Genomic DNA, 14,295 nt, shown 5'->3' with positions numbered 1-14,295 from the left:
AATAATTTCATTTCGCATATCATTACCTTTGCATCCAAAATAAAAAAGACGAATGGAAAATAAATTCTATAAAGAATTTGGAGAGCTTCTTACAAAACATTTCCCATATAAGGTTCAGAAAATATCGATAAATGCGGGATTTACTTGTCCAAACAGGGATGGGTCGAAAGCCGTAGGAGGATGTACATATTGCAACAACCAAAGCTTTAGCCCGGGATATGGAGGAAAGCAACGCAGTGTTAGCGACCAACTCAGAGATGGCATCGCTTTCTTCTCTTACAAATATCCTGAAATGAAATACCTTGCATACTTTCAGTCATACACGAATACTTATGATAGTATCGAGAAGCTGATTGAGCTGTATGAAGAGGCATTGTCATATCCCAATGTTGTGGGGTTGATTATCGGCACACGCCCCGATTGCATGCCGGACGAGCTACTTGATTATTTTGCTGAGTTAAATAAAAGAACTTTCCTCATCATAGAATATGGCTTGGAGTCAACGCTTGATTCTACCCTCCAATTTATCAATCGTGGACACACGCATCAGGAAAGTGAAGAGGCTATACTCAAAACTGCAGCTAAAGGGATATATACGGGTGCGCATCTTATTCTCGGCCTACCTCATGAAAGCCGTGAGCAAGTACTGGCACATGCCGACGTAGTAGCCAAGCTTCCACTGACAACTATAAAGCTACACCAGCTACAACTGATAAAAGGAACAGTAATGGCAAGGCAATATCGGGAGCATCCGGAATGGTTCAATCTGTTCGAGGTAGACGATTATATTGACCTATGCATCGACTTTGCCGAGAAGCTTAATCCCGACTTTATCATAGAGCGTTTTATTTCTCAATCGCCGAAACAACTACTGATAGCGCCTGATTGGGGGTTGAAAAACTTCGAGTTCACCGCCAAAGTATTGAAAAAATTCGAGGAAAGAAAGACGTGGCAGGGACGGTTGTATCGTAAATAATTACTTTTTATCTTCTTTCTCTTTACTCTCTTTTTTCCCGGTAAAGAAGTTCTTAACCTTTGAGAAAAACTGAGTTACTTTTTTCGCTATGTTTTGCTTCTGTTGCGAAACACCCACCGACTCAGCAAGAGCAGGCTGCAATATCTGCCAAAAGTAATTAAATGTGGAGTGATAAGGATCACGATCGAGCGTTACATCAGCCACACGAGGTTTTGACCGCTTACTATTCGGATTATTAGACCGCACAAGAATATTGGCAATCCGTGACAAAAACTTATTTTGCTCTTCAATTTCTATATCTTTGAATATGGTTAATTTAAGGTCGTTGTACCTAAACAACATATTGGCTCTGGCATCTACACTGGAAGCCTCTGTCCTAAAATAGAAATCCTGCAATATACCACTCTGCAACTCAACTTTTGCTAAAGGGAGAAATACATCATTCAATCTCCTCATATCAAACTGCTTCATATTTGCCTCTAATACAAAACAATCATAATCAGCACTTACGGGAATATCCCAGCGAGCAGAAAAAGGGCCTCCCATAAATTTACCATCTACATCTAAACGAATAAATTGTTCGGGATAAGAAGCTATATTTGTCAAGCCGCTTATCTTACCATTCATATTGTCAAAGTGAATCTTACCTGATATATTTCCATTTTTGGGCAGCTCTTCATACAGCACAGAGAAATTATTAACATTCGCCGAATCTATATCTAGCTGAACAGGAAGTTTCTGTATTTTTTCATAGATCAACGGCATAATATTATGCTCTATCTTTATTTGCTGATTCTTAAGGTTCAACAGAACTACATTATCTATCTTTAGATGCTTAGCCTTTATCTTATTATCGGCTGTCAAAGCTGAATAATCGAGTCCTGAAAGCTGAAGCTTACCCATTGTAAAATCGAACCAGTCTTTATGCTTCGGATGTTTGTATGCAAATTCAAATTTGGGATAAGTAGATTTCATCTTCACATCCGACACTTCCGCTATCTGCCCTTTCTTATCTATATTGATATTGCCAAAACTAAGGGTATAGAACCCATCCATGATTGGAAAAGAAAGGTCTTTCGTATTAAAACGAATATCAGCTAGGTCAAATTTTTTCTTTTGTGTATCTAAAGTCAGACCACGAAGAAAGAGGCTGGTCTCGTTCAGCTTTTGCCTTTCCTCTATGTTGTCTCTCTTAGAATTAGAGTAACTGATATTTGCATCTGTAAGATTAAACTCTCCGACTGACAGATTATGAAAATAGGGCTCAATAAAAGAATAAATATCCTTTCGTGAAGAAACAGTTTGCGAATCTATATCCTGCTTTTCTATAGAGTGCTTGCGTATATCCAAAGTCGGTTTATAAAAATTGATAGCAGCCAAACCTAACGAAGATCCAGCTTCCTTCTTGATCCAGCTAAGACCTGAAAAATCAAACTGTGCAATCTTAAAATCAAGTGTATCGGAAGGTCGATTCAGATTAACTCCTGCATTTGAAACGACAAGCCTACCGATATTGATGTTTCTACCGAGGAATTCAAGATCTATTTTACGACTTGCCCCCTTGTCTAATTTTTCTTTGTTGCTACTATTCGCATAATATACCCGTGGAGACTGCAACATTAACTCTCCGATATTCAAATTGTGATGAATATTCCATTTCAAAGAATCCAATTTAAATGCAGTCAATTCGGCTCTCAAACTATCTTCATCATTACCGATATAAATAAATTGGGGATCAGTAACGGACAAATTATCGACAGAAAGCTTGGTTATAAAAGAAGATTTTTCTGAAGACAGGGCTTTCTTCTTATTATCTCCTCCATCTATTTTTGTTTTCATTACCTTTACCCGAGGAGCTTCAACAAAGAAGTCTTTAACCGCAATTGTTTTATCCTTGAAGTAGTCAATATTGTCAAAGCCTGTAATCTGTATCAGGGGCGAAGCAATATCATAAACCACGGAGGCCTGTTCCCAACATTTGGCTTGCGGAGTTAGTTTTATATCCTTCAACACCATTTCCCCCGTACTGGTAGATACGTCCGCAGCAGCTATCTGCAATTGATATTTCTTCCCGAATAGGAGATTATCAAAATCCCTAAAGGAAAGACTGATATCGTCACTCGTGAATAAATAGGGTGAAGTCACTCGAGTCTCTTTACTGATAAGAAATTTGGACGCATGGAAATTCAAATCTTTCAGACGAAAGGTTTCATCATCTTCCTTATTATGATATATCAGATTTGCATTCTTCAGGTTTATTCTTTTTACAGATAAGAAATCGGAATACGGTGTAAAAAAACCAAGGACATTTTCGGGTGAAACCTCCTTTTTATCTTTCGATTTGTCTTTCTTTTTTTCCGTTAATTTAAAATATTCAATATTAGGCGATTCAATATTAAGTAGCTCAGCAGAAACCCCTGTAGTATATTCGAGTCCATCAACTCTTATAGATTTCACATTTCCGAACAAATAATCCTTCCTAGTATTGGTCGATAAAGGCTTGATTTTTATATCTGATATTTCAAATTTTTCAGTATTCGTATCCAAATACAAGCGTTTTACATTTAACTCAGAATTATTGCTTCTTTGTGTTCCTTTAATATTATCTGCTATCATCGTGAAATTATCGACATACCAGAATTTCCTCAACTTTTCGGAAAGAGAATCTACAAGAAAATCATTGGCATGGAAATCAAACTTTCCCAGCGTATAAACATCCGTAATGTTATTTTGAGTATGTACATAATTAAATTTGGTTTCTTCTACACTTATATTGTCTATAGATGTACGATAAAGAATAGGAGACAGTATTGTATACAAAGACCAAGGCTCATCTTGCAGACTCTTCTCTTCCACAGGGATAGAGTCGTCCGATGCTCCCTGTACGCTATGATACTGTATGTCTGTAGACCTGATATCGAAAGTACGAGCATGAAGGTGATTTAATCCTTTTCTCCTTTCAAATCCAACTCCCTTCACCTTCACCTCATCCACTGTAGCCTTTAGATAGTCTCCGGTTTTCTCAAGCCGATGTGCCCAAAATTCATCTTTAGGGTGAATATCCACCCCGTCAATTTGAATAATGGAATCGATCGTACTCAGTTGAATATTCTTCGTATTCAGAATGATTTCGTCACTATACAAAAGAGATTGCGGAGTACTTGCCGAGAACTCAAAATTATCGCACAATAGAAGCTTTCCCGATTCTGAAGAATTTTCATCCAACAAGAAATTAAATGCAAAAAAGTTAGCTTCCTTCAATCCGTACACAACAGGTGATACAGAATCGACCACAGTATATGAAACATTCATATTGGTGAGGTTGATCCTACTTACTGCAAGTCGGTTTATATAAGGAGATACAATTTGATATAGTGTTTGCGACTTTCTATTTTTATGCTGCTCATCGAGAGTATCTGTTGAATATGTAGGTTCAAAAACTTTTATATCCGGCGAATTTACCTCAAAGAGATTAAACTTCAACTTTTTGTAATCCCGATGCCAAGTCAGGTTAACGCCTTTGAAGTGAATTTCTTCAACATTAATTTTATAATATACTTTGGGAAGGCTATCTCCCTGTTGCCATTGATCAAATACAAGAGAGTCGGGAACAAGTTGTAGACCGTATATAGAAAGCTCTCCCGAAAGGAACCCTACAGAGAGCTTCTCGAAGGAAAAGCGATAAAAACCATTCGTTGCATTGGATACTGCTTCCGCCAACGTTTTATTCAACTTGTCTTTAAGGCGATAAGTCATATACCAGTTCACAGAAAGGCCAAGCACAACAAGCAGAGCAAGTGCAAAGAGTGAAATTCTTAATATTTTGGTTCTACTTTTAGCCATCTCACACAAGTTGCAAATAAGAATGGTGACAATATCCGTATAAATGTATTCATTTTATATCAACATTTCTTGTCTCCAAGATATTAATTATGAAACACATATAAATATAGATTGTTCCTAAAAGTGACAAAAGTGACACTTTTAAATACGTTTTCACATTGTCACTTTCCACTTAAAAAATTAAAAACAAAGGCTTTACGTACTCTGTAAAGCCTTCTTATATTAGATAATTATATATCAAAAAAATAATTTGAGGAATATCGTTTAGTGCATAGTGTGATCAATAATATCAGAGGCAACCTCGTATTTAGATTTTAGCCCGAAATCTGTTCGATCTCCATTCTTCCTCAAAATGGAAACTTTATTCGTATCATATTTAAATCCTGCTCCCGCATCATTAAGTGAATTAAGTACGATATAGTCTAGGTTTTTCTTTGCCATTTTTTTCAGAGCGTTTGTCTCTTCGTCGTTTGTCTCCAAGGCAAAGCCTATCAACAATTGGTTTGCCTTCTTCATCTTGCCAAGCGATGCAGCAATATCTTTGTTAGGAACAAGAGAGATCGTCAATAAATCTTCTCCCCTTTTCACTTTTTGAGAATACTGTTCGGATGGACGAAAATCGGCAACAGCAGCACAAAGAATAGCGGCATCCATTCCCGGAAATTCTTTTACCGAGGCATTATACATTTCCTCTGCCGACTCCACGTCAATTCTTTTTATATTGGGATGATTTACCTTCAGTGAAACAGGGCCCGCAACCAAAACTACTTCTGCTCCACGACGTGCACATTCCTCAGCCAAGGCAAAACCCATTTTACCCGATGAATAGTTCCCGATAAAACGTACAGGGTCTATTTTTTCATAAGTCGGCCCCGCCGTTATCAGTATTTTTTTTTTGAAAGAGTTTCTTGCTGATTGAAAAAATCCTCAACAGTAGATAATATTTTCTCAGGTTCTTCCATCCGTCCCTTGCCTATCAAATGGCTTGCTAATTCTCCGGCAGCAGGCTCAATAATAATATTGCCATAAGAGCGAAGAACCTCCAGATTGCGAGTAGTTGCAGGATGAGCAAACATATCCAAGTCCATAGCGGGCGCTATCATTACGGGTGCTTTCATCGACATATAAGTGGTGATAAGCATATTATCGGCAACACCATTTGCCATCTTGCCAAGTGTAGAAGCAGTAGCCGGTGCGATAAGCATCAGATCAGCCCATTGCCCCAAATCGACATGACTATGCCATGTACCATCATTTGCCGTGAAAAACTCGCTAACGACAGGTTTACCTGTCAACGCGGATAATGTAACAGGAGTGATAAATTCTTTTCCTGCAGGTGTTATAACTATTTGCACTTCGGCTCCTGCTTTTATAAGCAAACGAGCAAGCGAAGCAGCCTTATATGCTGCAATGCTACCGGTTATACCCAATACAATATGTTTATCCTTTAAGGTCATATCCTTCGTTTTATTTTTAGAAACAAAGATACGTTTTTTGGATAATAAGTAACCCATTACGAAAGATAAGTTGCAACCCCCTTCCTTTATAAAATAGATATAGCACCTTGTATAAGTACTAAAAGACTGACTTGCTAACTAGTTTTAACCTATGTTTTTTAGCAGATTGCCACTTTATTATAATTCTTTTCGATACTTTTGCACAAAAAAAAATCAAAAACTGAATATTTATTACTCAAAAATCAATTAATTATGACCGAAATACTAAGGCAAAAATTGAGTGACTCCAAAGCAGCCCGATGGACCGTATTGGGAGTTGTTGCCCTCACTATGTTTTGTGGCTATTTCATTACAGACGTTATGGCTCCATTGAAACCAATGCTTGAAAGCCAGCTGGGATGGGATAGTTCTGACTACGGATTTTTCACCAGTGCATACGGATGGTTCAATGTATTTTTGCTTATGCTCATTTTCGGAGGTATTATTCTCGATAAAATGGGTGTGCGTTTTACAGGGCTGGGAGCATGTATCCTAATGGTTGTAGGCTGTGCTCTGAAATACTACGCAGTAGCTTATGGACAAGTTTTCGATGGTTCTATCTTCGGAGTCAGTACTCAGGTTATGGTAGCAAGTATTGGTTTTGCAATATTTGGCATGGGAGTCGAAATCGCAGGTATTACTGTCACTAAAATAATTGTAAGATGGTTTAAAGGCTATGAAATGGCTCTGGCAATGGGTCTGCAAGTATCGGTTGCACGTATAGGAACAACCTTGGCTCTATCGGGAGCTATACCTATTGCTAAATATTTCAATAGTATTTCTGCACCTATCTTATTCGGACTTGTTTTACTTTGTATCGGATTAATCGCATTTCTGGTATTCAGTGTGATGGACAGAAAGCTGGATGCTTCAATTGCCCAGACAAGCGAAAACCAGGAAGATCCTTTCAAAGCATCAGATATTCTGTATATTGTAAAAAACAGAGGCTTCTGGTTAATCGCATTACTATGTGTACTCTTCTATTCGGCAGTATTTCCATTTCTGAAATATGCTGTTGACCTTATGATAAACAAGTACAATGTGGAGCCTGAGTTTGCAGGAAACATTCCGGCAATACTTCCACTGGGAGCAATATTCTTAACTCCGTTCTTTGGAGGTGTATATGACAAAAAAGGAAAAGGTGCATCTATAATGATGATAGGTGCTATTTTACTTATCGTTGTACATTTCTTATTTGCTATCCCATTCCTTAATGTATGGTGGTTTGCAACAGCCTTGATGGTATTGTTAGGTATTGCATTTTCACTTGTGCCTTCAGCTATGTGGCCTTCTGTACCTAAAATAATTCCTGAAAATAAATTGGGTACAGCTTATGCCCTGATTTTCTGGGTACAAAATTGGGGATTAATGGGCGTTCCTTACCTGATCGGAAAAGTATTAGAGAAATATTGTGTTACAGGACAGCGACCTGATGGAAGTTTCACATACGATTATACCCTACCCATGATAATATTCACCTCCTTTGGGGTATTGGCACTTATAGTCGCCATATTACTCAAACGAGAGGATAAGGCAAAGGGCTACGGGCTTGAATTACCAAACATAAAGAAATAAAGAATTAGACCCGGATAAGTAAAAATCCGGGTCTATTCATTTTAATAATAATCATTTTTAATTTTAGACTATCCATGAATTCTGAGACAGAATTAACAGCTTCACCCAAAGGGCATCCTAAAGGTATCTATCTCATATTTGCGACCGAAATGTGGGAACGCTTCAGCTATTACGGCATGCGAGCATTATTTTCTCTATATATGCTCAAAGCATTATTGTTTGACAAAGCATATAGCGGACAGATATACGGAAGCTATACAGGGCTTGTTTATCTAACACCCCTTATTGGAGGCTATATCGCCGACCGTTATTGGGGCAACAGACGCTCTATAATCGTAGGGGCTTCGCTTATGGCTATCGGGCAATTTCTATTGTTTCTATCGGGCAGCTTCCTCGAAAGCATAGACGTAGCAACCATGTTAATGTTTTCGGGATTGGGATTCCTCATCTTAGGCAACGGCTTTTTTAAACCAAATATGTCTTCAATGGTTGGGCAACTATACGAACCGGGAGATAGTCGCAAAGATTCGGCATATACGATATTCTATATGGGAGTCAATGTAGGATCATTCTTTGCACCATTAGTTTGCGGTTTCTTCGGTGATACGGGACATCCGTCCGACTTCAAATGGGGTTTTCTTGCAGGATGTATAGGCATGCTCTTAGGTATCGTAATTTTTATCTTTTTCAAGAATAAATATCTGGTGACTCCATCAGGAGAGGCCATCGGGGTTATTCCGAACAACAAAGACCTCCTGAAGACAAAAGTAAAAGAATCCACAGATAACATCATCTCTGAAACAAAGAACGAAAAAGGAAATGCCAGACAGATAATAATCTGGGGAATGGTCTGCATTTTATTATTCTTCCTGCTTTATTCAGGTCTCGAAACAGACATTATCGGTGCTATCATTTTCTCTATAGCTGTAGCAGCACCCGGATATATTATTTCAGACTCCTCACTTACAAAAATAGAACAGTCACGTATCTGGGTAATATATATCATCGCATTCTTCGTGATTTTCTTTTGGGCAGCCTTCGAGCAGGCCGGAGCATCTCTTACCTATTTTGCCGAAGAGCAGACCGAAAGACATATTCAACTATTCAACTGGACCGTCCCTACATCTTACTTTCAGGCAATAAATGCTCTTTCCATCATTGTTTTTGCCCCTGTGTTTGTGTTTTTATGGACAAAGCTGGGCAAACGAGGAAAAGAGCCGGCATCACCTATCAAGCAGGCTATCGGATTATTTCTATTAGCACTAGGATATTTGATTATCGCTTTTGGAGTAAAAGGTCTCGCTCCGGGAGTAAAAGTAAGTATGCTGTGGCTTATCAGCCTCTACGTTATCCACACCTTCGGCGAATTGTGTTTATCGCCAATAGGATTATCAATGGTTAACAAGCTCGCTCCACTCCGATTTGCTTCGCTGCTTATGGCTGTTTGGTATTTGAGTACGGCTGCGGCAAATAAGTTTGCAGGTACATTAAGCAGTTATTATCCTGAGCCAATCATTGAGCTATCAGTGGTACAATCGGTAGAAAAAGAAAATTCATTAACTTTATTACCTGAAGATTTTAAGGAGTTGGTAACTCAAAAAGACGGAACAGCGGTTGTTCCTTTCGATCGAATAACATTTTCTAAAATAGAAGACCAGAATTTGAAGACTGAAGTACAACGGGATTTGGAGAAGCAACAATTGGAAAATCCAAAGACATTCATAGGCTATCAGATATCAAATCTTTACGACTTCTTTATGTTATTCGTATTCATGGCAGGAGCAGCTTCGGTCATTCTTTTCTTCCTCTCCAGAAGATTGCTGAAAATGATGCATGGTATAAAATAATGAGATATGAGAAAAATTGCATTTGACCCTATTGTAAATAAAGATTGCAAGGTATTGATTCTTGGAACAATGCCGAGCGAAGAGTCTTTACGCAAACAAGAAAGATACGGGCATAAAAGCAATCAGTTTTGGAGAATAATTTTCACCCTCTTCGGGGAAGAATTACCGGATAGCTACAAAGAAAAAAGCGATTTCCTGATAAAGAAAAATATAGCAATATGGGATGTCCTCGAATCGTGTGAAGGAAAGGGAAGCTTAGATAGCAGCATCAAAAATGAAAAGCCGAACAATTTCAAGAAATTTTTCAAAGAATATCCTCAGATCGAACACATATTTTTCACCAGTAAAAAAGCGGAAGAATTTTATAAAAAATATGTGGGTTTCGATACAAAAAAGAAGTTTATCACCCTGCCCTCTCCCAGTTCGGCGAATGCAAGAATGACTTTGGATCAGAAAATAGAACAATGGAAAATATTGGCAGAGATTGTGAATTCTTATTAGATAGAAAACTATCGATAATGTAATATTGTTTTTATTATTATCTTTGTTTTAATAGAATTCAGTAGTATTTATGGCTCTAAAACAACAATTACAGCTCAAACAACAGCAGAAGCTTTCGCCTATGCAGATGCAGGTTATAAAATTAACCGAATTGCCTGTACTTGAATTGGAAGAACGAATAAAACAGGAGCTCGAAGAAAATCCGGCATTGGAAGAAGGGCTCGAACCAAATGATAACTCCGAATATGACGATGAATATGGTTCGGAGGACGATACAAATATCTCACAGGAAGATCTCACGCTAGGCGACTACATGAACGAAGACGAAATACCTGATTACCAACTCCGCGACAACAACAGGCAAGGAGTAGGGAAACAAGAGGAGATTCCGTTTTCAGTAGCAGCATCCCTACATGAATACCTTATCGAACAGCTCGGCGAATGCGAGTTGAACGATGAAAACCAAAAGGTAGCAGAATATATTATCGGCAACATTGACGAAAGCGGCTATCTCGACCGCTCTTTATCGGCAATCTCGGATGACCTTATTTTTCAGCAAAACATAGATATCCCCGTTTCAAGGCTGGAAGAGATACTTAAAGTGATTCAAGACTTTGAACCTGCCGGAATTGCCGCACGCAACCTGCAAGAATGCCTGCTGCTACAGCTAGGGAGAAAAGAAAAATCAGAGATTGTAGATTATGCAATAAATATCATAACAAACCTTTTCGATGAATTTACCAAAAGGCATTATGATAAGATAATCAGACAACTGAATATAGACGAAGAGATACTCAAAGAAGTGATTCAGGAAATCACGACCTTAAACCCCAAGCCGGGAAATAATTGGGGTGATTCGTTATCTATTACTCTGAGTACGATTGTACCCGACTTTACTGTAGATTCGTATGGAGGTGAGCTATTTCTGAGTTTGAATAACCGAAATATACCCGATCTGAGAGTCAGCCGCGAATACTCTGAACTTTTCAAAGGTTTTTCGGACAACAAAGAAAGTATGTCTGCCGACAGTAAGAATACAGTATTGTTTGTAAAGCAAAAGCTAGACTCGGCACGTTGGTTCATTGATGCCATCAAACAGCGGCAAGATACTCTGCAACGGACTATGCAAGCAATAATGGATATGCAATATGACTTCTTCCTTACGGGAGACGAATCGCAGTTAAAACCGATGATACTAAAAGATGTTGCACAGCGAACCGGCTATGATATATCTACTATCTCTCGGGTTAGTAACAGCAAGTACGTGCAAACAAGCTTTGGGATATACTCATTAAAGTATTTCTTTTCGGAATCTATGCAAACCGATACAGGAGAGGAGATTTCCTCCCGTGAAGTAAAAGCAATCCTAAAGGAATGCATCGAAAATGAGGATAAAAAGAAACCTTTGACAGACGACAAGCTATCCGAAATATTAAACGAACGAGGATACATCATAGCACGCCGTACTGTAGCAAAATATAGGGAACAGATGAATCTGCCTGTCGCCCGACTAAGAAAAGAAATATGAAAGAAGAAAAGGAGTACACGTTAGTTGAAGAAAATAACCATATAGAGCAGAGAGCATCTATTATATATAATCCACCACAAGAGAAAGAGCCGATTTTACCTCAAATAATTTCGTTTGTGCTCAATCCTGTTTTCATGGTTATATACAGTGTAGCTGTTATCTTTTTATCTACTGATTTTACATTCCTATTTGCCAATCAGTTTATAAGATTCATGACGCCTGTAATCTTTTTTTCGTGCATTATTCCGGTCTCAGGCATTTACTTCCTGCGATTGACGCATGTTATCAAGGATTATCATCTGGACAATAGGAGCGAGTGGATTTTACCTCTCAGTGTATTCTTCCTCTCTTATGCCCTTTTGTTCTATTATTTCTTCTCTGCAAAATTGTATATCTGGTTTCTTGCCGTTATACTTACTCCTTTAATATTGCTGGTTATATATGCTATTATTTCACGATTTTGGAAGATAAGTGCGTATATGATGGCCATAGGGGGAATGATTGGTTGCATCTTGTCAGTTTGCTACAATATAAAAGGACTCAACCTACCTGTTTTATTCATGATTTTGTTTATCTTAGCAGGGTGTTTAGGAGTATCGCGTCTGATGCTCAACAGAAGTACTCCGGCACAGGTATATGTGGGTTTTCTGGTCGGATCGGTTGTTTCCTATCTGTGGGTATATATCGGCACATACTGGAGTTTGATTTTGTTTCTGAGAAACTTATAATATATAAACTAAAAATAAGAGAATTATGAACTTTCCTGAGAATTTGAAGTATTCCAAAGACCACGAATGGATAAAAGTAGAAGGCGACACTGCCCTTGTAGGTATCACCGAATTTGCTCAGAGTGAGTTGGGCGAAATCGTATATGTTGATGTAACCAGCGAAGGTGAAACGATAGAACAAAACGGTGTATTCGGAAGCGTTGAAGCTGTAAAAACAGTATCAGACCTTTTGATGCCTGTATCCGGAGAAGTTTTGGAAGTAAATGCTGAATTGGAAGAAAAACCCGAACTAATAAATGAAGATCCATACGGAAAAGGATGGATTATTAAAATAGCGGTAAGCGATGCTTCTGAATTAGAGACATTGCTTTCGGCTTCTGATTACAAAAACCTAATTGGTAAATAATAAAAAAATGAAACCTGTTATAAGTATAATTATGGGAAGCACATCGGATCTTCCCGTAATGGAAAAGGCAGCGAAGTTTTTTGATGAGATGGAAGTTCCATTCGAAATCAACGCTTTGTCTGCACACCGTACTCCCGAACGTGTAGAAGCTTTTGCTAAAGGGGCAAAAGAGAGAGGTATAAAAGTAATTATCGCTGCTGCCGGTATGGCTGCCCATCTACCCGGAGTGATTGCATCTATGACCCCGATTCCTGTAATCGGAGTTCCTATCGATGCTTCGCTAGATGGTATGGATGCATTATTGGCTATCGTACAAATGCCTCCGGGAATACCGGTTGCTACTGTAGGGATAAATGGTTCATTAAATGCGGGAATTCTTGCATTGCAGATGATTGCCACAGGCGACGAAGCTTTGTACAATAAGCTGGTTGCTTACAAAGAAAACCTGAAAGGAAAGATTGAAAAGGCAAACGAAGATTTGTCAAAAATTCAGTTTAAATTCAAGACAAACTAAGATATACTCTTTCTTGGATCTTTTTGGGTAAGTAAAAATATAGAGAAGAAAGCATGGAAAATATCCATGCTTTCTTATTTTAAATTGTAAGATTGGGCTTATAATCAGCCTGAGCACTTATTGTAAAAAGTCGGGATAATATTGTATCTTTGGCAAAAAAAAATTAAATGGATACAAACGAAATACGCTCTATTTTAGAACATGAGTCTTCTGCCATATTGAATATCCCTATCAGCGATGCATATAGCAGAGCCATAGACCTTATTGTAGAACAAGTTAATCAGAAAAAAGGCAAGCTGGTGACAAGCGGCATGGGCAAAGCCGGACAGATAGCGCAGAACATTGCCACTACATTCAGCTCTACCGGAACACCGGCTGTATTTCTACATCCAAGCGAGGCTCAACATGGAGATTTAGGTATCCTACAAGAAAATGATATTGTATTAGCTATCTCCAACTCTGGGAAGACAAGAGAAATAATTGAGCTTATTACATTGGCAAAAGATCTTATTCCGGGGATAAAATTTATTGTCATAACCAGTGATTCCGAAAGTCTGCTTGCTCAGAAGGCCGATGTATTTATTCATACAGGACGCCCTGAGGAGGTATGTACCCTAGGCTTAACGCCAACTACCTCAACTACAGTAATGACTGTTATAGGAGATATTCTCGTAGTGGGAACCATGAAAAGAATAGGATTTACGAAGGTTGACTATGCAAAACGCCATCACGGCGGGTATTTAGGTCAAAAGTCGAGAGAAGACTGCAAATAAAGACTGGCAAAAATCGACAGAAATAAACAGATCATTCTATATTAATAAATTAGGGAATAATCCTAAATTCATATAGATTGGATATGATTATTTCAAAAATACAAAACT

10 protein-coding genes and 1 pseudogene are annotated in these 14,295 nt (G+C 38.3%); 9 read left to right on the top strand and 2 right to left on the bottom strand.

What is annotated here, in order from left to right:
• The first annotated feature begins 52 nt into the window (after positions 1-52).
• Entirely contained in the window at positions 53-976 is a 924-nt protein-coding gene (gene mnmL, locus HMPREF9456_RS01320) for a tRNA modification radical SAM protein MnmL/YtqA (protein ID WP_006841642.1), read from the top strand.
• On the opposite strand, the gene HMPREF9456_RS01315 is transcribed toward mnmL, so the two are convergent.
• On the bottom strand, positions 977-4,819 hold the full coding sequence (locus tag HMPREF9456_RS01315; RefSeq protein ID WP_006841641.1) for a hypothetical protein: 3,843 nt from the start codon (positions 4,817-4,819) through the stop codon (positions 977-979).
• Between the two features lie 264 nt (positions 4,820-5,083).
• Positions 5,084-6,276: pseudogene (gene coaBC, locus HMPREF9456_RS01310) on the bottom strand (bifunctional phosphopantothenoylcysteine decarboxylase/phosphopantothenate--cysteine ligase CoaBC).
• 252 nt (positions 6,277-6,528) lie between these two features.
• Between coaBC and HMPREF9456_RS01305 the strand changes: the two are divergent.
• The 8 genes from HMPREF9456_RS01305 (at position 6,529) to HMPREF9456_RS01270 (ending at position 14,187) form a co-directional block, all read left to right on the top strand.
• On the top strand, positions 6,529-7,890 hold the full coding sequence (locus tag HMPREF9456_RS01305; RefSeq protein ID WP_006841638.1) for an MFS transporter: 1,362 nt from the start codon (positions 6,529-6,531) through the stop codon (positions 7,888-7,890).
• Between the two features lie 74 nt (positions 7,891-7,964).
• The gene (locus HMPREF9456_RS01300) at positions 7,965-9,737 is read left to right on the top strand and encodes a peptide MFS transporter (RefSeq protein ID WP_006841637.1); all 1,773 of its coding nucleotides are present in this window, start codon (positions 7,965-7,967) and stop codon (positions 9,735-9,737) included.
• A 6-nt stretch (positions 9,738-9,743) separates the two neighbouring features.
• On the top strand, positions 9,744-10,238 hold the full coding sequence (locus HMPREF9456_RS01295; protein WP_006841636.1) for a DNA-deoxyinosine glycosylase: 495 nt from the start codon (positions 9,744-9,746) through the stop codon (positions 10,236-10,238).
• Positions 10,239-10,308: 70 nt separating this feature from the next.
• Positions 10,309-11,766, top strand: coding sequence for an RNA polymerase factor sigma-54 (rpoN, locus tag HMPREF9456_RS01290; RefSeq protein ID WP_006841635.1), 1,458 nt, complete (start codon positions 10,309-10,311; stop codon positions 11,764-11,766).
• Entirely contained in the window at positions 11,763-12,494 is a 732-nt protein-coding gene (locus HMPREF9456_RS01285) for a hypothetical protein (protein WP_006841634.1), read from the top strand. The genes rpoN and HMPREF9456_RS01285 overlap by 4 nt, the downstream gene beginning before the upstream one ends.
• Before the next feature lie 25 nt (positions 12,495-12,519).
• Positions 12,520-12,900, top strand: a complete 381-nt coding sequence (gene gcvH / locus HMPREF9456_RS01280; RefSeq protein ID WP_006841633.1) for a glycine cleavage system protein GcvH — start codon at positions 12,520-12,522, stop codon at positions 12,898-12,900.
• 7 nt (positions 12,901-12,907) lie between these two features.
• A complete protein-coding gene (gene purE / locus HMPREF9456_RS01275) occupies positions 12,908-13,414 on the top strand; it encodes a 5-(carboxyamino)imidazole ribonucleotide mutase (protein ID WP_006841632.1) in 507 nt (168 codons plus the stop codon).
• 167 nt (positions 13,415-13,581) lie between these two features.
• On the top strand, positions 13,582-14,187 hold the full coding sequence (locus HMPREF9456_RS01270; RefSeq protein ID WP_006841631.1) for an SIS domain-containing protein: 606 nt from the start codon (positions 13,582-13,584) through the stop codon (positions 14,185-14,187).
• Positions 14,188-14,295 lie beyond the last annotated feature (108 nt).

It is taken from the genome of Dysgonomonas mossii DSM 22836, assembly GCF_000213575.1.
Lineage (GTDB): Bacteria > Bacteroidota > Bacteroidia > Bacteroidales > Dysgonomonadaceae > Dysgonomonas > Dysgonomonas mossii.
The sequence above is the reverse complement of the archived record's forward strand: the minus strand, read 5'-3'. Positions and strand labels throughout refer to the sequence as shown.